Annotated in this window: 19 protein-coding genes; 12 read left to right on the top strand and 7 right to left on the bottom strand. The window is 65.4% G+C overall.

Annotated features, from left to right (window positions below; genetic code table 11):
* The first annotated feature begins 182 nt into the window (after positions 1–182).
* On the top strand, positions 183–860 hold the full coding sequence (locus tag ACT6S0_RS08885; protein ID WP_444763539.1) for a helix-turn-helix transcriptional regulator: 678 nt from the start codon (positions 183–185) through the stop codon (positions 858–860).
* Between the two features lie 93 nt (positions 861–953).
* On the opposite strand, the gene ACT6S0_RS08880 is transcribed toward ACT6S0_RS08885, so the two are convergent.
* The 4 genes from ACT6S0_RS08880 to ACT6S0_RS08865 all read right to left on the bottom strand — a co-directional run bounded on the left by ACT6S0_RS08880 (position 954) and on the right by ACT6S0_RS08865 (position 5,664).
* Positions 954–1,286 carry a four-helix bundle copper-binding protein gene (locus ACT6S0_RS08880; RefSeq protein WP_444763538.1) on the bottom strand — a complete coding sequence of 111 codons (333 nt, stop codon included), beginning with the start codon at positions 1,284–1,286 and terminating at the stop codon, positions 954–956.
* 94 nt (positions 1,287–1,380) lie between these two features.
* Positions 1,381–4,176 (bottom strand): PAS domain S-box protein, encoded by a 2,796-nt coding sequence (locus ACT6S0_RS08875; protein ID WP_444763537.1) that lies wholly within the window; start codon positions 4,174–4,176, stop codon positions 1,381–1,383.
* Between the two features lie 416 nt (positions 4,177–4,592).
* Positions 4,593–5,162, bottom strand: coding sequence for a DUF7010 family protein (locus ACT6S0_RS08870; protein WP_444763536.1), 570 nt, complete (start codon positions 5,160–5,162; stop codon positions 4,593–4,595).
* Positions 5,163–5,340: 178 nt separating this feature from the next.
* Positions 5,341–5,664 carry a BON domain-containing protein gene (locus ACT6S0_RS08865; protein WP_444763535.1) on the bottom strand — a complete coding sequence of 108 codons (324 nt, stop codon included), beginning with the start codon at positions 5,662–5,664 and terminating at the stop codon, positions 5,341–5,343.
* Between the two features lie 214 nt (positions 5,665–5,878).
* Here ACT6S0_RS08865 and ACT6S0_RS08860 point away from each other — a divergent pair, with 214 nt between their 5' ends.
* Together ACT6S0_RS08860 and ACT6S0_RS08855 are read left to right on the top strand one after the other, a co-directional pair.
* Complete coding sequence (locus ACT6S0_RS08860; RefSeq protein WP_444763534.1) at positions 5,879–6,772, top strand: hypothetical protein; 894 nt, start codon at positions 5,879–5,881, stop codon at positions 6,770–6,772.
* 115 nt (positions 6,773–6,887) lie between these two features.
* Positions 6,888–7,427, top strand: coding sequence for a DUF924 family protein (locus ACT6S0_RS08855; protein WP_444763533.1), 540 nt, complete (start codon positions 6,888–6,890; stop codon positions 7,425–7,427).
* A 36-nt stretch (positions 7,428–7,463) separates the two neighbouring features.
* Here the strand turns inward: ACT6S0_RS08855 and ACT6S0_RS08850 are convergent, their stop codons facing one another.
* Positions 7,464–7,754, bottom strand: a complete 291-nt coding sequence (locus ACT6S0_RS08850) for a hypothetical protein (RefSeq protein WP_444763532.1) — start codon at positions 7,752–7,754, stop codon at positions 7,464–7,466.
* Positions 7,755–7,912: 158 nt separating this feature from the next.
* Between ACT6S0_RS08850 and ACT6S0_RS08845 the strand changes: the two genes are divergently transcribed.
* Both ACT6S0_RS08845 and ACT6S0_RS08840 read left to right on the top strand, forming a co-directional pair.
* A complete protein-coding gene (locus ACT6S0_RS08845; protein ID WP_444763531.1) occupies positions 7,913–9,679 on the top strand; it encodes a hypothetical protein in 1,767 nt (588 codons plus the stop codon).
* A 105-nt stretch (positions 9,680–9,784) separates the two neighbouring features.
* Positions 9,785–10,003: a hypothetical protein gene (locus tag ACT6S0_RS08840; protein ID WP_444763530.1), complete on the top strand. Its 219-nt coding sequence runs from the start codon at positions 9,785–9,787 to the stop codon at positions 10,001–10,003.
* Positions 10,004–10,066: 63 nt separating this feature from the next.
* On the opposite strand, the gene ACT6S0_RS08835 is transcribed toward ACT6S0_RS08840, so the two are convergent.
* Positions 10,067–11,941 carry a phosphoenolpyruvate carboxykinase (GTP) gene (locus ACT6S0_RS08835; RefSeq protein WP_444763529.1) on the bottom strand — a complete coding sequence of 625 codons (1,875 nt, stop codon included), beginning with the start codon at positions 11,939–11,941 and terminating at the stop codon, positions 10,067–10,069.
* Between the two features lie 652 nt (positions 11,942–12,593).
* On the opposite strand from ACT6S0_RS08835, the gene ACT6S0_RS08830 reads away from it, so the two are divergent.
* From ACT6S0_RS08830 to ACT6S0_RS08800, 7 genes are read left to right on the top strand one after another with little or no spacing between them, the layout of a single operon-like run.
* Entirely contained in the window at positions 12,594–12,821 is a 228-nt protein-coding gene (locus ACT6S0_RS08830; protein WP_444763528.1) for a helix-turn-helix domain-containing protein, read from the top strand.
* Positions 12,822–12,873: 52 nt separating this feature from the next.
* Positions 12,874–15,660 carry a type I restriction-modification system subunit M gene (locus ACT6S0_RS08825; RefSeq protein WP_444763527.1) on the top strand — a complete coding sequence of 929 codons (2,787 nt, stop codon included), beginning with the start codon at positions 12,874–12,876 and terminating at the stop codon, positions 15,658–15,660.
* Positions 15,653–16,987 (top strand): hypothetical protein, encoded by a 1,335-nt coding sequence (locus ACT6S0_RS08820; RefSeq protein ID WP_444763526.1) that lies wholly within the window; start codon positions 15,653–15,655, stop codon positions 16,985–16,987. Before ACT6S0_RS08825 ends, ACT6S0_RS08820 begins: the two co-directional genes overlap by 8 nt.
* Positions 16,980–17,633 (top strand): type II toxin-antitoxin system toxin DNA ADP-ribosyl transferase DarT, encoded by a 654-nt coding sequence (gene darT / locus ACT6S0_RS08815; RefSeq protein WP_444763525.1) that lies wholly within the window; start codon positions 16,980–16,982, stop codon positions 17,631–17,633. Before ACT6S0_RS08820 ends, darT begins: the two co-directional genes overlap by 8 nt.
* A gap of 16 nt (positions 17,634–17,649) precedes the next feature.
* Positions 17,650–18,726, top strand: coding sequence for a type II toxin-antitoxin system antitoxin DNA ADP-ribosyl glycohydrolase DarG (gene darG / locus ACT6S0_RS08810; protein ID WP_444763524.1), 1,077 nt, complete (start codon positions 17,650–17,652; stop codon positions 18,724–18,726).
* 12 nt (positions 18,727–18,738) lie between these two features.
* Positions 18,739–22,011: a type I restriction endonuclease subunit R gene (locus ACT6S0_RS08805; RefSeq protein WP_444763523.1), complete on the top strand. Its 3,273-nt coding sequence runs from the start codon at positions 18,739–18,741 to the stop codon at positions 22,009–22,011.
* The gene (locus ACT6S0_RS08800) at positions 22,012–22,755 is read left to right on the top strand and encodes a M48 family metallopeptidase (protein WP_444763522.1); all 744 of its coding nucleotides are present in this window, start codon (positions 22,012–22,014) and stop codon (positions 22,753–22,755) included.
* Here ACT6S0_RS08800 and ACT6S0_RS08795 read toward each other — a convergent pair.
* Positions 22,708–22,914 (bottom strand): integrase core domain-containing protein (locus ACT6S0_RS08795; RefSeq protein WP_444763521.1); only part of this gene is annotated, 207 nt, incomplete at its 5' end. The genes ACT6S0_RS08800 and ACT6S0_RS08795 overlap by 48 nt on opposite strands.

Genomic DNA, 22,914 nt, shown 5'->3' with positions numbered 1-22,914 from the left:
AAGAGCTGATCGTGAGCCAGCGATGCCAGCGGGGCGCTGATGGCGCCCAGCGTGGCCAGTTCGGCGCCGCGGGTGCCGCGGGCCTGGAAGGAGGCGTAGATGGCCATGAAGGTGCTCGACTTCGTTGTCGTGGACAGCGGTGTTTCGCAAGGGCCATGCCCGCTGTCACACAATGCCGCCCCATGCGCCGTGCCGACCGCCTTTTCCAGATCGTCCAGCTCATCCGTGGCCGCCGCCTCACGACGGCCGACTACCTCGCGCAGCGGCTCGAGGTGTCGATGCGCACCGTCTACCGCGACATCGCCGCGCTGGCCCAGCAGGGCGTGCCCATCGAAGGCGAGGCGGGTGTCGGCTATCGCATGCGGGCCGGCTTCGACCTGCCGCCGCTGATGTTCAGCAAGCAAGAAGCGCAGGCCCTGGTCGCTACCGTGCGCCTGGCCGAGTCGCGCCTGGACGCGGTGCTGGCCCGCCAGGCCGAGAACGCGCTGTCCAAGATCCTGGCCGTGTTGCCGCTGGATGCGCGCGCCGCCGCCGAGAGCCTGGCCCTGTACGCGCCACTGCCGGCGCTGGACCCGCAGACCAGCGCCCACCTGACGACCATGCGCGAGGCCACCGAGGCACGCCGCAAGCTCAAGGTCGGCTACCTGGACCTGGGCGGCGTGCGCAGCGAGCGCATCGTGCGCCCGCTGGCCTGCCTGTTCTGGGGGCCGGTGTGGACGCTGTCGGCCTGGTGCGAGCTGCGCGAGGACTTTCGCAGCTTCCGCGTCGACCGTGTCGAGACGCTGGAGGTGCTGGACGGCTTCCGTGACGAGCCGGGCAAGACGCTGGCGGACATGAATCGCCAGCGCGAGGACTGTTGACCCGGCCCCAGTCTCGCCGCGCTGAACGCGGACAAGTCTCGCCCTGACGCCGGCCGGCTTGGGGCGGCCCGGCGCTCGGCCGGCAACGGCCGCTTAGACGGTCGCCATGCGGCGGCAGGCCTCAGCGCAGCGCGCGCAGGCCGCCGCGCAGGCCTGGCAATGCTCATGCGCGTGCTTGGCGCACTCTTCCCCGCAGGCTTCGCAGAGCAGCACGCAGAGGTTGCAGATGCGCTTGGCGAACTCGCTGCCGCGCGCCATGCTGCCAGCCGCCAGCCGGCACAGGGCCGCGCAGTCGATGTCCAGCGCGATGCAGCGCGCCATCGGCTTGACGTCGGGCTCCTGCAGGCAGGCGGTGGCGCAGTGGTCGCAGGCATCGGCGCAGGCATTGCAGGCGTCGATGCAGTCTTGATCGGTGGTGTGAGCCATGGTGGTCTCCGGCTGGTGAAGGGGACCATCGAGGCGGCAAGCCGCATACCTGCCACGTCGTTCAGCCCCCCCGGGAAGGGGCTGCGCGGCGGTCTCAACGGCGCCCCAGCACCCGTATGACCTCGTCCTCCGCCACCGGCTTGCCGATGAAGCCGTTCATGCCGGCGGCCAGCGCGGCCTGGCGCTCCTGGTCGAGCACGGCGGCGGTGAAGGCGTGGATGGGCAGCGCGGCTGTGGCCGGGTCGGCGCGCAGCAGGGCCGTCGCCTCCAGGCCGTCGACCTTGGGCATGTGCAGGTCCATCAGCACGCCGTCCAGGCGCCCGGCCTGCTCGCGCGCCAGGCGCACCGCCTCTTCGCCGTCCTCGGCCTCGACGACCTCGGCGCCCAGGCGCTGCAGCAGGGCCGTGATGATGAGGCGGTTGACCGGGTTGTCTTCGGCCACCAGCAGGCGCTGGCCGGCCAGCGGCTCGCGCGGCCGCAGCGGGATGCGCTTGCGCGTGGCGGTGTCATCGATGGTGAGCGCCGTCGGCAGCGCCAGCTCGGCCCAGAAGTTGGAGCCGCTGTGGCCATCGCTCTGCACGCCGACGCGGCCGTCCATCCGCATGGCCAGTTCGCGGCAGATGGACAGGCCCAGGCCGGTGCCGCCAAAGCGCCGCGTCGTCGAGTCGTCGGCCTGGGCGAAGGGGCGGAAGAGCCGCTCCTGCAGCGCGGCCGACACGCCGATGCCGGTGTCGGCCACGACGATGCGCACGCGGTCGTGCTCAGCCACCGCCAGCTTCAGCCGGATGTGTCCGCGCTCGGTGAACTTCAGCGCGTTGACGAGGAAGTTGGCCATGATCTGGCGCACCCGCAGCGGGTCGCCGATGACCAGGCGGGGCAGGCCGGGGGCCAGCTCGATCTGCATATCCAACCCGCGCTCGCGGCCGAGCGCCGCGCAGCCCTCGAAGCTGGCCTGCGCCAGCGCATGCAGGTCGAACTCGATCTTTTCCAGCTCGAGGTGACCGGCCTCGATCTTGGACAGGTCCAGCACGTTGGAGACGATCTCGTTGAGCGACTCGGCCGCGCTGACGAGGTGGGCCAGGTATTGCGGCCGGCGCTCGTCGGGCCCGGCTTGCTGCAGCAGCCGCGCCAGCCCCAGCACGCCGTTGAGCGGCGTGCGGATCTCGTGGCTCATGGTGGCGAGGAAGGCGCTCTTGGCATGGCTCGCGCCTTCGGCCTGCTGCTTGGCGGCCTGCAGTTCGTGTTCCTGGCGGCGCCGCTCGGTGACGTCCTCGGCCACCCACAGCGTGGCGCGCTCGGCGTTGCTGCGACCCGCCAGCGTGGCCGGCAGGTCGCGGGCGTTCAACTGCACGGTGATGCTCCGGCCGTCCGGGCGGATGAAATCACGCTCGACCGACGTGGCCCCGCCGGCCGTGGCCAGCATCGAGGGCAGGCTCGCCGGGCCTTCCGCCAGCCGTGGCTCGTTGGCGCCGAAGATGTCCTGCCAATGCTGGTTGACGCGCTCGAAGCGCTCGCCGCGCGTCAACGCGATGCCGACGCTGGCATGGTCGAGGATGGCCTCGGCCTCGATGCGGGCGCGCTCGCGCTCGGTGATGTCGCGGGCGATCAGCATGGTCGCGGCCTCGCCGTCCCAGTCCAGCGACGTGGCCGACACCAGCAGGTCGCGCCATTCGCCATTGACGAGAATGGCCGAGCGGAAATCGCGCACCATGCCGGTCTCGGCCAGTTCGGCGGCCAGGCGCTTGGGCTCGCGGCTGTCCGGCCACAGGCCGACCTCGCGGCCCGAGTGCCCCATCAGCGCCTCACGGCTCATGCCCACCAGCGTGCAGAAGCCCGAGTTCGCAAAGCGAATGCGACCATCGTCGATGTGGGCCACGCAGATCGCATCGGGGCTGGCGCGCAGCACGCGGTCCAGCATGTTGGCAGTGCGCTGATGCTGCTGCAGCGCCAGGCGCTCGCCGGTGATGTTGTGGCTGACGCCGCGCCAACCGGTGTGAAGGCCCTGGGCATCGAACATCGGCTCGCCCGAGCTCAGCGTCCACAGCAGCCGGCCGTCGGGCGCGCGGAAGCCGTTGATGCGGTCACGGTAGGCGCGCTTGGCGCGGATGTCCTCCAGCAGGGGCTGGTAGTCTGCGTCGCGCACGAGGACGGCGCCACCCGGTTCGCCCATGCGCAGGAAGTCCTCGCGCCGGTGGCCGGACAGCGCCTCGAACTCGTCCGACAGCGAGGTCACGCGGAACTTGGCATCGGCCTCCCAGGCCCAGTTGTGCGCCGCTTGCACGAGGTGCGCCAGGCGGGCCTCTTCGTTGATGGCGCGTGCTAGCGCCGCGCCGAGGATGCGGTTGAGCAGCAGCGCCGAGGCCAGGCCACCGACGGCGATCAGCACATGGGCGACAACGCGGTCCGTCAGCTTGGGGTGGTTCCCCGTCTGCAGGCCGGGCAGATGGCCGGTCGCCTCCATCGCAGCAAGGCCGCCGATGGCCGCCAGGTAGAGCGCGGCGAGCGCCAGGGCGGCCGCATTGCCGGCCACGCCGCCGGCCAGTGCGATCAGCAGCGCACCAGCGGCGAGGATCAGCGTGTGCACGCCCAGCCCGATGTGGACAGCGTGGGCGATCAGCGCCACCAGCGTGCCGCCCAGCACCAGCGTCATCGCCAGCGTCGCGCGGCCGGCGCGGTAGAGCAGCGTGGCCAAGCCGCCGACGCCGAGCAGTGCCAGGCCGACGTTCAGGCGCTGGCTGGCCCACAGCCCGCGCAGGCCCGTCCAGGTCTCGATGGCGCCGATGACCGCAGCCAGGCCACCGACGATCACGACGATCCAAATCAGCGTGCGCGCTGCCAACTGCTGCAGCGACGCGCGGGTGCTGGTGGGGTCAGCCGGTGCCGAGGGCATCGCGTGCGTGGATACCTGTGCCGCAAGGCGCCGCCCGGCGCGCTTGGACGAGAGCGGGCGGTGGTCTGTCTTGGCGCGGCAACGGTGCCGGGGTCAGGATCGTCATGAGGGCGCGTACTCGGGCTCAGAGGCTGTGAATGACATTAGCACGCTGCCGGGGCTGGCTGCCCTGTGGTTTTCTGGGCTTTCATGCCGGACGCCGGCGGGGCAGCCAGGCCAGCGGGTCCCGGTGCGCCACGTGTGCTGCGGTGCGGGCGAGCATCACGACCTGGGCGGCCACCGCCTTCAGAGCGTCGATGTGCGGCAGGCGGGAAGGCGTGAACAGGAGGAAGCAAAAAGGAACGGGCCTGCGCAGTGCAGGCCCGTGGGGTCAGACGCGGGAGTGTAGCGGCGCCCCCCGGCGCGACCGGCTGCCGTCAGGCAGCGGCCAGCCCACGAGGCAGGCCTGACAGGCCGCGCCAGCGGCGCTCCAGCCACCATATCGTCGGCAGGTAGGCGGCGACGATGACCAGTGGCACGAGGACCATGCGCTGGGCCGGGAAGGCCACCCAGACAGCGAGGATGGCGACCGTGCGCACGACGGTGTGGGCGGCCGGCACCCAGCTGCCGATGATCCAGCCGAAGGGCAGCCACATCAGCCCCGTCAGGATGCCTACCGTCAGCGGCAGGGAGCTGCGGTCCAGGCCGTAGAAGGGCAGCGCGATGGCATAGACCAGCAAGGCCTGGGCCACGCCCGCCATGAACAGGCCGTCGAAACGATTCTTGGGGCGGGATTTGTCCATGAAGTTCTCGCCCGTCAGCCTCGACAGCGCCATGCCGAGGTAGACGATGCAGCCGGTGCAGATGAACAGCGCGATGCATGCGGCCTGCAGGGGCAGCAGCATGCCGGCGGCGGCGACTGCGCTCCAGGCAAGGGTGCCGGCCAGGGGCATGGCCAGGAAACGGCGTTGACGGAACAGGGCGAGTTCTTGGTCCAGCGTGCTCATCGGTGTCTCCTGGGATGCGATGGACGAAGTCTGGCCCGCGCCGTGCGTCCGGTCAGCCGTGGCATGACGAATCAACAGCCGAGGCGGCGGACGGCGAGCGCGCCGGATGAGCTGGCGGCATGAAACGAAGCTGCCCGCCAGGCGGACCTGGCGGGCAGCGCGACCTGGGAGGGCAGGTTTACTTGGGCGTGACGGTCAGCTTGTTGTCGACCGACTTCACGCCTTCCGTCGCCTTGGCGATCGTCTCGGCGCGGTCCTTCTCGGCCTGCGAGGCGACCTTGCCGGTCAGTTGCACCCAGCCGTTGGCGTCGGTGTCGACATTCACAGTGGACAGCGTGGACATCTTGTCGGCGGCCAGCTGGGCCTTGATCTTGGTGGTTACGACGGAGTCCTTGACCCAGGTGCGGGTGCTGCCTTCGGGCTTGTTGTCGGCAGCAAAGCTGGCCAGCGGCGTGACCAGGGCACCGACGATGACGAGGGATGCGAGTTTGGAAATCTTCATGGCAGTTCCTTCTTGATCTGAAGTGGTAGCGCCGGTTGCGCACCGCGAAACCGAAATCTATGCAGCGCTGGCCGTCGCACCCGGCAGACGATGTCTCGCCGGCATGTAGGACGGCTTCCGCTGCGCTTGCTTACAACCGCGGCGGAAGGGTGGGCTGGCGGCTGGCGTTGTCGGGTCGAAGGGGTCGGGTCTGCCGGCCTCGCGGAACCGACCCATGAACCTGCTCAAGCCCACTCTCACCGCCGCCGCACTGCTGGCCACCATTGCCGCCCAGGCCGGCGGCGCCGCGCCGAATGCCGACAAGCGCGCGCTCAACCTCGCCGTGCAGCGCGACGCCCGGCACAACCATAGTGCCGCCGCCACGGTCAGCCTGCCGGTGGGCCAGCGCGCCTGGGTGCAGGTGGGTGCCGGCCAGTCAAGCAGCCGCGACCCGATCAGTGGCAACCGCGACAAGCCCGGCCAGTTGTCGGTCGGTGGCGGCGTGGCGGGCAAGGCCTGGCAGGCCAGCGCGACCGCGAGCCAGCGCCGCGATGGCGATCGCCTGCGCCAGACCGACTGGGCGGCTGCGATGGACTGGCGGCCGACGGACGGCGTCAGCATCGGCGTGGATGCGGTCATGCGCCATGCCCGGACGCGCGGCACGCTGGCGACTGAGGGCGGCGCGCCAACACCGGTCGAACAGCGCGTCAGGGGCCATGGCGTTGGCCTGCATGCCGCTGTAGCGGTGACGCCGCGCGCCAGCATCTACGGCGCCGCCATGCGCAACCGCTACAAGACGAGCACGCAGCAGGCCACGGGCGGTTCGGGCGGCTTGCTGGCCGGCGTGCCGCTGCTGGGCCAGCGCGTCACGGCCATCAACCGCGACGAGGCGGCGTTCGACCGCAGCGAGCAGCTCGGCGCGACCTGGCGGTTCGGCGAGCGTGTGGCGTTGAACGGCGAGCTCATGCAGGACCGCTTGCACGATGGCGGCAGCCTGCGCAGCGTGCAGCTGAAGGCGGCAATAGCCGCCGGCGCCGGCTGGACGCTGACACCCGGCATCGGTCGCAGCCGCGGGGCTGCCGGCGAGGGCACGAACTACGGGTTGCTTGGGGCGAGCTACGCGTGGTGAGTGGGTGGCGGCGTCCTGTGCGTCAAGGACCCTCTCCCTGCATGCAGCGTTAGCATCATCTGACACAGCCGGATGGTTGGCGTTCGGCTACCGGCAGCCGACGAAAGGATGGCGCATGAAGGCCGATGACGTGCTGGTGTTCTGGTTCGAGGAAATCCGGCCCGCCCAGTGGTGGAAGGTTGAGCCGGCCTTCGACGACCTGGTGCGCAGCCGCTTTGGGGCGTTGCATGAACAGGCCAGGTGCTGCGAGCTTTTCAACTGGCGGGCGACGCCCGAGGGGCGGCTCGCCGAGGTCATCGTGCTGGACCAGTTCGCCCGCAACATCCATCGCGGCAGGCCAGCGGCCTTCGCGGCTGACCCGCTGGCTCTGGCCCTGGCTCAGGAAGCGGTGGCCTCCGGCGCCGACCTGACCCTGGCCGTCGAGCAGCGCGCCTTCCTCTACATGCCCTACATGCACAGTGAATCCGCCGCCATTCATGCGGCGGGCGAGCCGTTGATGAAGGCGCGCGCGCCGCAGGGCACGCACGAGTTCGAGCTCAAGCACAAGGCCATCGTCGACCGCTTCGGACGCTACCCGCACCGCAACGTCATCCTGGGTCGCCTGTCGACGCCCGAGGAGGTGGAGTTCCTCAGGCAGCCGGGGTCGAGCTTCTAGGGTCTTCGCGACCCAGTGCCGCCCGGTTTGCAGTCGCTAGACGTCGAGTTGGTAGACCATGGCCTCGGCGCGCTCTTGGGCGCTGTGGCCGGCCAGCGCCTTGTCCCATTCGGCGCCCGTGGCGCCCGACGATGCCGCCGCGTTGCGCGTCATGACGGCGACTTCCTCGGTGCTGGCATCGAACTCGCCGACCTGCTCACGGGTCTCGACGAAGAGCTTGGCGACCTGGCCGCCACTCGATGCGATGACGATCAGGTAGCGGGAGACCGGGCGGTGCTCCTGCTGGTTGTGCCGGGACGGCAGTTCATGACCGAAGCCTTGGCTCATCGGGCCCTCCTCGCCTGATTCAGGCTGCTCAAGTCGGGCCATTGTGCCCGCCGCTGCCGCGATAACCCTGAATCACCCACACCGCCGGTCATGCTCAAATAGCGAAAATGGAACCGATTCCAGTAGACCGCAACCGGATGCCACGGCGAGGACGAGACATGCAATCCAAGACAGGGCCCCGCCGCGTTGGCGGCGTGGCAGCGCGTGTGATGGCGAGTGGCGCGCTCGCCGCCGGGTTGGCGGCATCGGCCAGCGCCGCCGAGGCGCCGGACTTTGGCCCCAACGTCCATATCTTCGATCCCGCGACGCCGGGGATGCAGCAGCGCATCGACGAGATCTATGCCGCGCAGCAACCCAACCACTTCGGCCCGCGGCGCGACGCCATCCTGCTCAAGCCTGGCACCTACCGGGACCTGCGCATCCCGGTCGGCTTCTACACCCATGTGCTCGGCCTGGGCTCGCACCCCGACGATGTGCACGTCATCGGCGACCTGCGCTCCACGCCCTTCCTCGACAACGACAACGCGACGCAGAACTTCTGGCGCGGCGCCGAGAACTTCTCGGTGACGCCCACGCTGGGCATCGGCGACAACACCATGCAGTGGGCGGTTTCGCAGGCCATCCCGTTCCGGCGCATGCATGTGCGCGGCAATATCCGGCTCAACAAGGACAAGGGCTGGGCCAGCGGCGGCTGGTTCTCCGACGTGCTCATAGACGGTCAGGTCAACTCGGCCACGCAGCAGCAATGGCTATCGCGCAACAGCCAGTGGGCAAGCTGGACGGGTTCGAACTGGAACATGGTCTTCGTCGGCGTGCGGGGTGCGCCGGCCGGCGAGTTCCCGACGCCGGGCCAGCGCTTCACCAAGATTGACAAGACCCCGCTGGTGCGGGAGAAGCCCTATCTCTTCATCGACGCCCAGATTGGCTACGCCGTGCGCGTGCCCGCCCTGCGGCGCGACAGCGTGGGCATCTCGTGGGCCAACGGCGCCCTGACGCCCGGCAAGACCGTGCCGATCAACGAGTTCTTCATCGCCAGGCCGGGCGATACGGCGGCGGCGATGAACGCGCAGCTGGCAGCCGGCAAGCATCTGCTGCTGACGCCGGGCGAGTACCTGCTGACCGAGACCTTGCAGGTCGGCCGCGCTGGCACGGTGGTGCTGGGCATCGGCTTCCCGACGCTGCGCTCGGACAGCGGCCAGCCGCTGGTGAAGACGGCGGACGTGGATGGGCTGACGATCTCGGGCCTGTTCCTGGATGCGGGTCGGCAGGACTCGGGCGTGCTGATGGAGGTGGCGCCCGCGGGCGCGAAGAAGCGCCACAAGGCCAATCCCATCGTGCTGCACGACCTGTTCTTCCGTGTCGGCGGCGCTGCGGCCGGCCAGGTGGAGACGGCGCTGCGCATCAACGCGCACGACACGCTCGTCGATCACACATGGCTGTGGCGCGCCGACCATGGCGAGGGCGTCAGTTGGACCAGCAACCCGTCCGCCCACGGTCTGTGGGTCAACGGCGAGGACGTGACCATCTACGGCCTTTTCGCCGAGCACTTCCAGAAGGAGCAGGTCGTCTGGCAGGCCAATGGCGGGCGCGTCTACTTCTATCAGTCCGAGATTCCCTACGACCCGCCCACTCAAACCCAGTGGACCCATGCAGCCGGCGGGCGCGGCTACGCTGCCTACAAGGTCGCGGACAAGGTGACACGGCACGAAGCCTGGGGCTTGGGCATCTACAGCGTCTTCCTGCAGCCCGACGTGGTGCTGGACCGCGCCATCGAAGCGCCCCAGGCGCCCGGCGTGCGTTTCCATCACATGATCACGGTCTGCCTGGTCGACAAGGGCGGCATCGAGCGCGTCATCAACGACGCTGGCAACCCGGCGCGCTGCAAGGGCGGCAGCAATACGGCGACGTTGAAGTCCTATCCGTGAAACGACTCGCAATCGGCCTTGTCTGACAGACGACCGCGCCCTCGGACACCGTTTGTCACAGGCCGTCACCCTTAGGCTGAGCGCTCCTCAAACACGGAGAGCGCCATGGGTGCCACCAAGATCATTGCCATCGTGCTGCTCGTCGCTGGCGCTGCCAGCTTGGCATTCGGCGGCTTCAGCTACACCAAGGACACCACGGTCGTGAAGCTCGGCCCGCTGGAGGTCTCCGCCCTGGAGAAGGAGCAGGTCAACATCCCGATGTGGTTGGGCGTGGGCGCCATCGCCGTAGGCGGCCTGCTGCTCGTCTTCGGCAGCCGCCGCTGAGCGAAAAAAACGGGCGCCCGCGGGCGCCCGTTGAAGCGCGGATTCACCGTCAGGTGATGAGCATCAGTCGGCCGCTTTCGCCAGCCGCGCTTCGATGCGCGCCTTGACGGCCGGCAGCTCGGCCGGCAGGTGGAAGTCCAACTGGGTGAAGAGCTCGTCGTGCAGTTTCAATTCGGCCCGCCATTCGGCGGCGTCGATGCGGGTAACGGTGTCGAACTGCTGCGCGGAGAAGTCCAGCCCGTCCCAGGTCAGGTCGGCATAGCCGGGCGTCACCCCGAACACGTTCTCGGTGCCGCCGCCCTGGCCGTCCAGGCGGTCCAGCATCCACTTGAGCACGCGCATGTTCTCGCCGTAACCGGGCCAGACGAACTTGCCGTCGGCGCCCTTGCGGAACCAGTTGACGCAGTAGATGGCGGGCAGCTTGGCACCCGACGCCTGGAGCTTGGCGCCCAGGTCCAGCCAGTGCTGGAAGTAGTCGGCCATGCTGTAGCCTATGAAAGGCAGCATCGCGAACGGGTCGCGGCGCACCACACCCTGCTGGCCGGCGGCGGCCGCCGTGGTCTCGCTGCCCATGGTGGCGGCCATGTTGACGCCCTCGGTCCAGTCGCGCGCCTCCGTCACCAGCGGCACGGTGGTGGAGCGGCGGCCGCCGAAGATGAAGGCGTCGATGGGTACGCCGGCGGGGTTGTCCCAGCTGTCGTCCAGCGCCGGGTTGTTGGTGGCGGCGACCGTGAAGCGGGCGTTCGGGTGGGCCGCCTTGGCGCCGGTGGCCTTGGCGATCGCCGGTGTCCAGTCCTTGCCCTGCCAGTCGATGCAGTGCGCCGGCGGCGTGTCTGTCATGCCTTCCCACCAGACGTCGCCGTCGTCGGTGAGCGCGACGTTCGTGAAGATCACGTCGCGCTGCAGGCTGGCCATGCAGTTGGGATTGGTGTGGGCGTTGGTGCCGGGGGCGACGCCGAAGTAGCCGGCCTCGGGGTTGATCGCGTACAGGCGGCCATCGGCGCCCGGCTTGATCCAGGCGATGTCGTCGCCGATGGTGGTGATCTTCCAGCCATTGAACGCGGCGGGCGGGATCAGCATGGCGAAGTTGGTCTTGCCGCAGGCGCTGGGGAAGGCGGCGGCGATGTGGGACTTCTTGCCCGACGGGCTTTGCACGCCCAGCACCAGCATGTGCTCGGCCAGCCAGCCCTGGGCGCGGCCCATCGTGGAGGCGATACGCAGCGCAAAGCACTTCTTACCCAGCAGCGCGTTGCCGCCGTAGCCCGAGCCGTACGACCAGATCTCGCGCGTTTGCGGGAAATGGACGATGTACTTGGTCGTGTTGCAGGGCCAGGAGACATCGGCCTGGCCTTCTTGCAGCGGCGCGCCGACGCTGTGCACGCAGGGCACGAAATCGCCCTCGGTACCCAGCAACTCGATGACAGCACGGCCCATCCGCGTCATCGTGCGCATGTTGACTGCGACATAGGGGCTGTCGCTCAGCTCCACGCCGATGTGGGCGATGGGGCTGCCCAGCGGGCCCATGCTGAACGGCACGACGTACAGCGTGCGGCCACGCATGCAGCCCTTGAAAAGGGCCTGGTCACCGATCTGCAGCAGCTGGCGCATCTCGTCCGGTGCCATCCAGTTGTTGGTCGGGCCGGCGTCTTCCTTGCTGGCCGAGCAGATGAAGGTGCGGTTCTCCACGCGGGCAACGTCGCTGGGGTCGGAATTGGCCAGATAGCTGCCGGGGCGCAGCGTGGGATTGAGTTTCTTGAAGGTGCCGGCGGCGACGAGCTGGTCGCACAGCCGCTGGTATTCATCGGCGCTGCCGTCGCACCAGTAGACGTCGGCGGCTTCTGTCAGGGCCGCGATCTCGGCCACCCAGGCGATCAGCCGGGCGTTCTTCACATAGGCAGGCAGGTTCAGCCGCAGCCCCTGCATGGCGGGTTGGTTCATGGCGAAAGCTCCAATCATGGGAATGTGTTTAGGGCAGCCTGCAAGCTGGCCCAAGCACACCGCGCCCGGGAAGCGGATTGTCGAATCCAATGTAATCACGCCGTAACCACCGGGATCGGTGGGGCCATGCAAAACAAGAATAACGCCATGCTGGCGCGGCCGTGAGGCTCACGGCTGTCGCGAGGTGGGGCTAGGGTTTGCGCGAGGGCGGCGTGTAATCCGACGCAACCGCTGTCGAAGTTCATTGATTTCTGAACTTTGTTCTTTCAATGCTGAACTTCAGCACGGCAATCACAGGAAGGGGCATCACGTGAAGTGAGTGAGGTCTGGCTGCATTCCTCCGCCTTGGGCAGGCATGTCGTTCTCGGCCACTCCACCGGGAATCACTTCGACCGTGGCCTGGTTCCCCAGCACGTGGTTCGGTGAAGGTAGAACTCTTGCTTCGTCTACCAACCAGCCCGGCGGCCTCTCGAAGGCGCCTAGTACATCCGCCGCCAAGCTACACATGCGGCAGCGCAAAAGCAGGCAAAGTTGATAATCAAATTCATCATTTGATCAATATTAGGTGCGTTCACGCCTCCATAAGGATTGATCGACGTCACAGACACTCATATGATGACTTTTCATATCAAACGCTCTTCTGGGGCATCGTGTGATTCGTTTCAAGCTCGCTGAGCAGATCGAGAAGAAGCAGTTCAAAGAGTCCCGCCGCATCACCATTCAGGAGGTAGCGGAGGCTTCTGGGGTGAACCGCATGACGCTGTCCAAGATCCTCAATCACCGTGGCTACAGCACGGGAACGGACATCGTCGACAGGCTCTGCACCTATTTCGACTGCGCCGTTTCTGATTTGCTCGAACACGTAGCGGACCGCGGCTGAATCGCACGGCACCGCTACCAAGCCCCACTTGCACCCAATAGAACTACGCTTCATGCCCTACGCCAAGCTCACCCTCTCGCGCCTTGAAAGCCTGCTGCTGACAGCTTGCGACGACCTGCGCGGGAACATGGACGCTAGTGAGTACAAGGAGTACATCTTCGGCATGCTGTTCCTCAAGCGGGCCAGTGACCTGTTCGATCAGCGTCGCGACGAGATCCGAGTCCAGGGTGCAGCCGCCGGCATGTCGAGCGAGGACATTGCCACGCTGTTGGAGGACCGTGACCAGTACTCAGGCAAGTACTTCTTCGTGCCGCCCCGTGCACGCTGGAGCGAGCCCTGGACGGAATGGGTGGACGGCCAACCCAGGTTGCGCCGTGCTCTCAAGCACGTCAAGGAGAATGTTGGCTCAGCGCTGAACAAGGCACTGGCTGCGCTGGAAGAAGCGAACCCCGACGCGCTGGAAGACGTGCTGAAGGAGACCATCAATTTCAACCGCAAGATCGGGCAGAACACGCTGGACGACGACACGCTGGTCGACTTCATCCAGAACTTCGAGAAGATCCCGCTGCACGACGACGACTTCGAGTTCCCGGACCTGCTGGGCGCGGCGTATGAGTGGCTGATCAAGCACTTCGCCGACTCGGCCGGCAAGAAGGCCGGTGAGTTCTACACACCCGCTGAAGTGGTGCGGGTGTGCGTGGAGATCTGCGACCCGACCGACAACATGCGGGTGTATGACCCGACGGTCGGCTCCGGGGGCATGCTGATCCAGGCGCGTGACTACGTGCGCGAGTGCGGCGGCGACTCACAGAACCTGTCTCTGTTCGGCCAGGAGAAGATGGGCACTGTGTGGTCCATCTGCAAGATGAACATGCTGCTGCATGGCATCTCGCACGCCGATATCCGCAATTCCGACACGCTGGCCGACCCCAAGCACCTGGACCCGGCCACCGGCGAGTTGATGCGCTTTGACCGCGTGCTGGCCAACCCACCCTTCAGCCAGAACTACGCCAAGACCAAGTCCAAGGACGATGGCAGCGGCGCCAAGAAGAAGGAACCCATTGCCTTCCCTGGGCGCTTCCACGTGTGGATGCCGGAGAAGGGCAAGAAGGCGGACCTGATGTTCGTGCAGCACATGCTGGCTGTGCTGAAGAGTGATGGCCGGATGGCCACGGTGATGCCGCACGGCGTGCTGTTCCGCGGCGGAGAGGAGCGCGAGGCCCGCCAGTACATCATCGACAAGGGCTACCTGGAGGCAGTGATCGGCCTGCCAGCCAACCTGTTCTATGGCACAGGTATCCCCGCCTGTATCCTGGTGCTGAACAAGGGAGGCGCCCAGGATCGGAAGCACGTGCTCTTCATCAATGCCGACCGGGAGTACCGCGAAGGCAAGGCCCAGAACCACCTGCGCCCGGAAGACGTGGACAAGATCGTCAACGCCTATCGCACGGGCCAGCGCATCGAGCGCTACGCGGAACTGGTGCCTGTCGAGCAGATTCGGGCCGAGGACTACAACTGCAACATCCGCCGCTATGTGGACAACGCACCACCGCCCGAGCCGCATGATGTGCGAGCGCACCTGCACGGCGGCGTGCCCATGCCCGAGGTGGACGCACTGGCCCACTACTGGAACAACTACAGCGGCCTGCGCGACGCCTGCTTCACGCCTCGTTCAGCACCTGAGCACGGCACCTTGTACGCTGACTTCACAGCCGCAATCGCCCAAGACAAACGCGCCATCGCTGAACTGGTGAAGCAGCACCCCGGCGTGCAGCAACGCCACGCCCAGTTCATGGGCGACCTGGACACCTGGTGGCAGCAGCATCTGCCACTGGTGGAAGCTCTTGCTCCCGATGCGGACAACCAGCATGCCCGGCCGCACAACGTGTACGAGCTGCGCGCCAAGCTGCTGGAGAGCATCGAGCGCACCGTCGCCCAGCAGCATCTGCTAAACCGCTTCCAAGTTCGTGGCGCGTTTGCCAACTTTTACAAGCTGCTGGCCTCGGATCTGAAGTCCATCTTCGCCAGCGGCTGGGGCCCAGAGCTGATCCCGGACGACGACATCCTGCAGAGCCAGTTTCCGCAGGTGCTGGCTGAGCTGGAGCAACAGCATGCTCGTCTTGCCGAATTGCAGGCGTTGTTCGCCGCAGCCAGCGAAGAAGGCTACGAAGACACCGACGACACGGGCGTCCTGCCGGTGGAAGAGGTGAAGGCGCTCAAGGACGAGCTGAAGGAAGCCACCACCGAATGGAAGGCGCAGCTTAGGACCCTCAAGGGTGCGGTGACTGATCTGTTCACCGAGATAAAGGCGGCTGGCTTGCTGCCCAAAGGCACAGACAAGGCCCACCACTGCACCGAGGGCTTCACGGTCAAGGATGCACAGTTCGCCAACGGGCAGCGGGTGCTGGGTCTGGCGCAAGCTGTGGGTCAGGTGTCGAATACCGCCGCCGTCATCGAAGCTGCCATCGCCGTGGGCCAAACCGCCAAGGCGACGGCAGCGCGGCTGGAAGCCAAGCTGGCAGCCCACAAGACGCTAGAAGACGAGGCCAAGACGTTGAAGGCGACCATCAAGTCCACGCAGGCGAAGAAGGACGAATTGGTGGAACAGGCGCGGCTGAAGATCAGTGCGGATGAAGCGCGGCAGATCATCGTCGCGCGGCAGGGCCAAGTGCTCGTGCACAGCTACCAGCACTACCTGCGCGACGACCAACGGGCCAGCGTGGCCGCCCTCGAAAACCTTTGGGATAAGTACGCGGCGACGGCGCGCCACATTGAGGCCGAGCGCGATGCGGCAGAAGCGGAGCTGCAGCGGTTCTTGGGGGAGTTGGGCTATGCCTGATGAGATCAAGCTCCAACCCTTGCGAAGTTTGATTGAAGCGTGCTGGCCGGGTGAATGGGGAACGGACCCGGCAGGTGATCAGGGCAATTGTGTTGTCTATCGTGCGACCGACATCGACGACGACGGGCACTTGCGGCTTGAAGGCGGCGCTGAGAGAAGGGTCTTGGCTTCAAAGCTGGCTGCAAAGTCGCTTCGCCCTAACGACATATTGCTAGAAGCATCAGGCGGAGCGCCAGATAGGCCAGTTGGACGTGTTGCGCTTGTGAGCAAGCCTCCGCGGAAAACTGCGCTGACTTCAAATTTCTTCCGCTTGATTCGACCCAAGAACACAGTAGATGCGCGCTTCTTGACGCTGCAGTTGGTCGCGCTCAATCGAAGCTCAGCCATCTGGCGATACCAGCAGCAAACAACCGGATTGATCAATCTGAAGGTTGGAGACTACTTAGGTCATGCCCTTTGGACGCCAGCGCTTAATACGCAGCGAAAGATCGCAGGCTTATTCGACTGCATCGACACCTCCATCGAAAGAACAAAAGCCCTGATTGCCAAGCACCAGCAGATCAAGGCCGGTCTGATGCGAGACTTGTTTACCCGTGGACTGCTGTCCGATGGCCAACTTCGCCCGCCTCGCGACGAGGCCCCGGAGCTATATCAGGAAACGGCGGTCGGCTGGATTCCGGCAGACTGGCAGGTCACGGGCTTGCAGGCAAAGAGCCGTGCCGGTACCAACTGGATTCGTACTGGACCGTTTGGTTCGGCCCTCAAAGGCGAGCATTGGCGTACGCATGGGCATCCCGTCATCACCATCGGCGCGTTGGGAGAAGGTGAATTCCTCGATGACGAACTGCTGTACGTTGATGGAAAGGACGAGGCCAGACTCCGAGACTTCCAGCTGAGCGCCGGAGACGTCGTGTTTTCCAGAGTTGCCGATGTGGGCCGCTCGGTGGTCATCCGCGAAGAACATGCGGGTTGGATCATGTCGTCCAACCTGATGCGCATCGCTCTGGACCCAAACCAGGTTCGACCGGACTACCTCCAGATGCAGCTGGCTGGCGATTCGCGGGTCAAGGCTCAGATGCGGGCGCAGGTCAACAGCGGCGGGCGTGACGTCGCCAACAGTGCTGTGCTCAGCCGATTGCGCTTCGCGTGGCCGGACCCGAATGAGCAGGACCGAATCATCAACTGCGTGTTGGTCCATGAGCGCGCTGCGAAGGCCGAAAGACGTAAAGCAGAGAAGCTTCGGAAGCAGAAGCTTGGTCTGATGCACGACCTCCTGACGGGCCGTGTCTCGGTCGACCATCTCGTTTCGGAAGTGGCAAATGCCTAACCACTACGCCGAGCTCAACCCCGAGAAGGCGTTGATCTTTCGCATCATCCACCGCAACAACTTGCCGTGGGTGTTGGACAACGGCCTGCACTGTGGCAACGACGCCGTACGCGCCCCCAACTGGGTGAGCATCGGCAACCCGGAGTTGATCAGCAAACGTGCCACCCACCCGGTGCAGCCGCCACCGGGCGGTCGGCTGAACGACTACGTCCCGTTCTATTTCACGCCCTTCTCGCCGATGCTGTTGAACATCAAGTCAGGCCGCGGCGGCATTCCGCAGCGCAGCAATGACGAGATCGTGATCCTCGTCTCCAGCCTGCGCCGCGTGGCGGCGGATGCCAACCTGCGCTGGCTGTTCACCGACAGCCATGCCTACTACCAGTGGGCCAACTACTACACCGACCTGCAGCACCTGGACAAGATCGACTGGCCCATCTTGCAGGCCCGGGACTTCAAGCGCGATCCGGATGACCCCGCCAAGTTCGAGCGCTACCAAGCCGAGGCGCTCGTCCATCAGCACATGCCCGTCAGCGCTCTGCTGGGCCTCGTGTGCTACACCCCTGCTTTGAAGCAGAACATCGAACAACAAGTGGCGGCGCGTGGGCTGAAGCTCGCGGTGCACGCCCGACCCGGCTGGTACTTCTGATGCCGAGGACCGCACCATGATCAAGTTCACCGAAGGCAATCTGCTGGAGTCCGGCGCTGAGGCGCTGGTCAACACCGTCAACACCGTGGGGGTGATGGGCAAAGGCATCGCGCTGATGTTCAAGGAGCGCTTTGACGACAACTACCGCCAGTACGCCGCCGCTTGCAAGGCCAAGCAGGTGCAGGTGGGCAAGATGTTCGTCACGCCAGTCCATGAGCTGGGCGGACCGCGCTGGATCGTCAACTTCCCCACCAAGCAGCATTGGCGCAGCCCCTCCCGCATGGAGTGGGTGGTGGAAGGCCTGCAAGACCTCCGTCGCTTCCTGGTTCAAGAGCAGGTGAAGTCCATTGCCGTCCCGCCGCTGGGCGCGGGCAATGGTGGGCTGGACTGGGCCCAGGTGCGGCCGCAGATTGAGGCTGCGCTGGGCGACCTGGACGTCGAGATCTTGGTGTACGAGCCGACGCGCCAATACCAGAACGTGGCCAAGCGCGCCGGTGTTGAGAAGCTGACGCCTGCCCGAGCGTTGATCGCTGAACTGGTGCGCCGCTATTGGGTGCTGGGCATGGAATGCAGCCTGCTGGAGATCCAGAAGCTGGCCTGGTTTCTGGAACGCTCCATCGAACGCTTGAGCCCCGAGCACAACCCGCTGGAGCTGAAGTTCGTGGCTCACAAGTACGGGCCGTATGCCAACCGACTGGACCACCTGCTGAACAACCTGGACGGCAGCTATCTGCACAGCGAAAAACGCATCAGTGACGCCGATCCGTTCGACGTGATCTGGTTCGACGACAACCGCAAGACGTTGGTTCAGGCCTTCCTGAAGAGTGAGGCCAAGGACTACCTGCCTGCCCTCGAAGCTACGGCGAGCCTGATCGACGGGTTTGAGTCGCCCTTCGGGATGGAGTTGCTGGCCACGGTGGACTGGCTGCTCGCGCGTGACGGCGTGGAACCCACGGTGCCTGCATTGCGTGAAGGGTTGCGGCACTGGCGCGGCGGTGCGGGTGCGGCTGCGCGCAAGGACAAGCTGTTTGATGACAAGGCGCTGGGCATCGCGTTGGCACGATTGACCCAGTCTCCTGCGGCCGTGCAGTGAAGGTCTGGCGCGGTGAGCGAATACACCGAGGTTGAGCGACCGTTCCTTGATCAGCTGGCTCAGCTAGGCTGGACGGTGGTCGACCAAGGCAGTGGCGTTCCGCAACAAGCAAGCCCCAGCTTGCGGAACTACTTCCGCGAGTGGTTGCTGCCCGGGGTGTTTGACGAAGCGGTGCGAAGCCTCAATCGCACTAACGATGGGCAGACCTGGTTGACCGACGCTCAACTGGACGACTTGCGCTACGAGCTGACGCGGCACTCCAACCGGTCGCTGCTGGAAGCCAACGAGGCCGTGCAGTCGCTCTTGTTCAAGGCGCAGGTGGGCAGGAACGAACTGACCGGCGAATCAGACCCGGTGGTGCGGCTCATCGACTTCCACCGCCCCGAGAACAACCGCTTTCACGCCATCAACCAGTTCAGGGTGGACACGCCGGGATGCGTGAAGGCCTTCATCATTCCCGACATCGTGCTGTTCGTGAACGGCATCCCCCTGGTGGTGGTGGAGTGCAAGAAGGGGTCTGAGGTCTGCGCCAACCCGATGCAGGAGGCCTTCGTCCAGCTACAGCGCTACATGCGGCGCCGCGCGCAGACAGAACTCGATGGACTCAAGGAGGGCGAGCCGCGCCTGTTCCACACCAATCTGTTCATGGTGCGCAGCTGTGGCTTGGAGGCCGACTACGGCACCATCACGTCGGGTGAAGAGCACTTCTACGCCTGGAAGACCCTGTTTCCTCAGGATGACGGAGCACTGATAGGCCTGAGCACCCAGCAGCAGTTGATTGGCGGCATGTTGACTCGCCCCAATTTGCTGCAGATCCTGCGCACCAGCTCGGTTTTCATGGACACCGATGGTGGCCCGCGCGTCAAGGTGATCTGCCGCTACCAGCAGTATCGCGCGGCCGGCCGCATCATGACCCGCCTGCGCGAGGGCCAGACGGCTGCCCAGCGCAGCGGTGTGGTCTGGCACACCCAGGGGTCAGGCAAGTCGTTGACCATGGTTTTCCTGGCGCGAATGATGCGTGCCAGCCGTGATCTGAGCGACTACAAGATCGTCCTGGTCAATGACCGGCAGGACCTGGAAGAACAACTGGGTGACACGGCCACCCTGATTGGCGGCCGCGTCAACGTTATCGAGAGCCGTGCAGGGCTGCGCAGCCACCTCGCCACCGACAGCTCCGATGTCAGCATGGTGATGGTGCACAAGTTCCAGGATCGGAAGGAAACGCTCAGCAATGCGGTAGCGGAAGCACTGGGCACCTATCGCGCCATCCCGGCCGGCAAGACCTTTGGGGTCGTCAACACCTCCGATCGCATCATCCTGATGATCGACGAGGCACATCGGACCCAGAGTTCAGACCTGGGCGACAACCTCTTCGAGGCATTCCCCAACGCAGCACGCATTGCGTTCACCGGAACGCCCTTGATCACCGAGCGCCACGGCGAGAAGAAGACCCACAAACGTTTCGGCGAGTACATCGACACCTACCGCCTGATGGATGCGGTGAATGATGGCGCGACGCTGCAGATCCTCTACGAAGGCAAGACAGCCGACAGTGCGCTGAACGAGAAACATGCGTTCGACACGGCGTTCGAGGATCTGTTCCGAGACCGGTCTGACGAGGAACTGCTGGCGATCAAGAAGAAGTACGGCGCCACCGGCGACATCCTGGAGGCGGAACAGCGCATCAACGCCATCGCGCGCGACCTGGTCGCGCACTACGTGGACAACATCCTGCCCAACGGCTTCAAGGCTCAGGTGGTATGCCACAGCAAGCTGGCCTGCGTGCGCTATCAGGCAGGCATTGAGGCCGCGCTGGCCGAGCGTGTCGCCAAGGAGGAGGCGCGCAGCATGCCCGATGCGGAGTTGATCAAGCGGCTGCGCTTTCTCAAGACTGCCGTGGTGATCTCCAGCGACGGGACGAACGAACCGGCCTATGTGACGCATGCGCGCAAGCAAGCCCAGCGCATGAATGCGGTGGACAACTTCTGCCGCAGCTTCGACCTAGCGGATCCCGACAAGGCCTACTCCGGCATTGCCTTCCTGATCGTGTGCGACATGCTGCTCACGGGCTTTGACGCGCCCATCGAGCAGGTGATGTACATCGACAAGAAGCTGCGCGAGCACACCCTGCTCCAAGCGATTGCGCGGACGAACCGGGTGAAGAAGGGCAAGAAGCGCGGTTACGTGGTGGACTACATCGGCTTGGCCAATCACCTGACCGAGGCCCTCACGGTCTACGCCGCCACTGAGGAACAGCAGGAGCTGACGGACGGCCTGAAGAACATCACGTCTGAGTTGCCCGTGCTCGAAGAGCGCTACCAGCGGCTTCTGCAGCATTTCACAGCCACGGGCGTGAAAGACATCGAGGCCTTTGCAACCGGTCGGACATCGACCCAGGAGACTGGTGCCGCGGTAGTCCACCAGGCGGTGACTGCACTGAAGGACGAACGACAGCGCGCCGACTTCGAGGTGTACCTGAAGAAGTTTCTCTCCAGTTTGGACATCATCCTGCCCGGTGCTCAAGCGCACCCCTACCGCGTGCCAGCACGGCGCTTCGGTTACATCCTGCAAGTGGCCAAGGAACGCTACAAAGACGAAAGCCTGAACCTGGGTGATGCCGGCGAGAAGGTGAAGGAGCTCATCAACGAGCACTTGGTCAGCCTGGGCGTCAACCCCAAGGTGCCGCCGGTGGAACTGCTGTCTGCGGACTTCATGGAGCAGCTGAGTGCTCACGCTGGCGGCAGTGCAGAGGCCAAGGCAAGCGAGATGGAACATGCCATTCGCAAGCACTGCACCGTTCATCACGACGAGGATCCAGCGTTCTACAAGAGCCTGTCTGAGAAGGTGGACGCGTTGATTGAGCGGCACAAGGACGAGTGGGACATACTGGTGGAAAAGCTTGGAGAGCTCCGGCATGAAGCCGTAGCCGGACGCCGACATGGCCAAGACGGGATGAGCAGGGAGGCCACGGCGTTCTTCGAGCACCTAGTGCAGGTGAGCTTCGCCAGCGGTGAGCTACCTGATACCGACCGCCCGGCCTTCAAGGCCTTCATGGAGGCCGTGGTGGAGCTGTTGCAGGACACAATTGGCAGCATCGACTTCTGGCAAAACCCAGACAAGCAAAAACGCGTGCGAGCACTGATCAAGACCGAGATTGCCAAGACATCCATCGAGGAAATGAAGCAGAACCGCGAGCGGGTGGCCGTCGAAATCATGAAGCTGGCCAAGAACCGGCACAGCGAGCTGACCAAGGCGTCCCGGCCAGTCGCCAGCCAGGAGACCTGAATGCAAGTTCGCCAGGTCCACGACATCGAATACCACCTGCTGCCAGGCACTGCCCGGATGACGACCGACATCGTCATCGAGCGCGATGGCGTGGTGACGGTACGTGCTCCTGCCCGAATGACGCCTGAGCAGATCGACCAGACCGTGCTGTCCAAGCGCATGTGGATCTACCGCAGCCTGGCGGAATGGCGCGAGCTGAACGGTAGCCGCATCAACCGTGAATGGGTGAGCGGCGAGTCATTCATGTACTTGGGTAGCAGCTACCGGCTGGAGCTCGTGCCCGAGCAAGACGAGCCGTTGAAGCTCAAGGACGGCCGCTTCTGCCTCTTGAAGAGCGTCGTCACGGAACTCGGATCAGACGGCGCCAGTAAGGCCTTCGCAGCCTTTTATGGCGACAAGGGACAGGAGCGTCTGGCACGCCGGGTTGCCTACTTCGCCCCCAAGGTTGGCGTCGCGGCCGGCAGAGTTGAGGTCAAAGATCTGGGATATCGCTGGGCCTCATGCCTGAAGGACGGCGATCTGCACTTCCACTGGAAGTGCCTCATGGCCCCCCTGACCATCATCGACTACATCGTCGTTCATGAGCTATGTCATCTGCGCCACCGCGATCACTCCAGCGCGTTCTGGAACGAGGTCGACAAGGTGCTGCCGGACTACCAGCGTCGGAAGGAATGGCTCAAGGTGCGCGGGGTTGAGCTAGATGTAGTTTCTCAGGACGTTGTTCACCTCAAACCCCAGCCGTGAGGCGGGAGGTTTGTGGCCGGTGGCAGAGTGAGGGCGATGGAAGTTGTAGTGCTGCATCCAGGGCGCAAGCTCAGCGGCGCGGACGTCGGAGCTGGGATAGCGGTAGGCGTAGGCCCACTCCCGCAGCAAGGTCTGGATGAAGCGCTCCGCCTTGCCGTT

The sequence above is a fragment of the Roseateles sp. genome (assembly GCF_052436255.1).
Taxonomy (GTDB): domain Bacteria; phylum Pseudomonadota; class Gammaproteobacteria; order Burkholderiales; family Burkholderiaceae_C; genus Pelomonas.
Note: the sequence above shows the minus strand (reverse complement) of the source record. Positions and strands in the feature narration are given on the sequence as shown.

Coding starts and splice junctions, on each gene's coding strand:
- darG (WP_444763524.1), top strand. CDS start 17,650: ATGATCAAGTTCACCGAAGGCAATCTGCTGGAGTCCGGCGCTGAGGCG.
- ACT6S0_RS08825 (WP_444763527.1), top strand. CDS start 12,874: ATGCCCTACGCCAAGCTCACCCTCTCGCGCCTTGAAAGCCTGCTGCTG.
- ACT6S0_RS08870 (WP_444763536.1), bottom strand. CDS start 5,162: ATGAGCACGCTGGACCAAGAACTCGCCCTGTTCCGTCAACGCCGTTTC.
- ACT6S0_RS08835 (WP_444763529.1), bottom strand. CDS start 11,941: ATGAACCAACCCGCCATGCAGGGGCTGCGGCTGAACCTGCCTGCCTAT.
- ACT6S0_RS08885 (WP_444763539.1), top strand. CDS start 183: ATGCGCCGTGCCGACCGCCTTTTCCAGATCGTCCAGCTCATCCGTGGC.
- ACT6S0_RS08800 (WP_444763522.1), top strand. CDS start 22,012: ATGCAAGTTCGCCAGGTCCACGACATCGAATACCACCTGCTGCCAGGC.
- ACT6S0_RS08865 (WP_444763535.1), bottom strand. CDS start 5,664: ATGAAGATTTCCAAACTCGCATCCCTCGTCATCGTCGGTGCCCTGGTC.
- darT (WP_444763525.1), top strand. CDS start 16,980: ATGCCTAACCACTACGCCGAGCTCAACCCCGAGAAGGCGTTGATCTTT.
- ACT6S0_RS08845 (WP_444763531.1), top strand. CDS start 7,913: ATGCAATCCAAGACAGGGCCCCGCCGCGTTGGCGGCGTGGCAGCGCGT.
- ACT6S0_RS08880 (WP_444763538.1), bottom strand. CDS start 1,286: ATGGCTCACACCACCGATCAAGACTGCATCGACGCCTGCAATGCCTGC.
- ACT6S0_RS08860 (WP_444763534.1), top strand. CDS start 5,879: ATGAACCTGCTCAAGCCCACTCTCACCGCCGCCGCACTGCTGGCCACC.
- ACT6S0_RS08840 (WP_444763530.1), top strand. CDS start 9,785: ATGGGTGCCACCAAGATCATTGCCATCGTGCTGCTCGTCGCTGGCGCT.
- ACT6S0_RS08875 (WP_444763537.1), bottom strand. CDS start 4,176: ATGCCCTCGGCACCGGCTGACCCCACCAGCACCCGCGCGTCGCTGCAG.
- ACT6S0_RS08855 (WP_444763533.1), top strand. CDS start 6,888: ATGAAGGCCGATGACGTGCTGGTGTTCTGGTTCGAGGAAATCCGGCCC.
- ACT6S0_RS08820 (WP_444763526.1), top strand. CDS start 15,653: ATGCCTGATGAGATCAAGCTCCAACCCTTGCGAAGTTTGATTGAAGCG.
- ACT6S0_RS08850 (WP_444763532.1), bottom strand. CDS start 7,754: ATGAGCCAAGGCTTCGGTCATGAACTGCCGTCCCGGCACAACCAGCAG.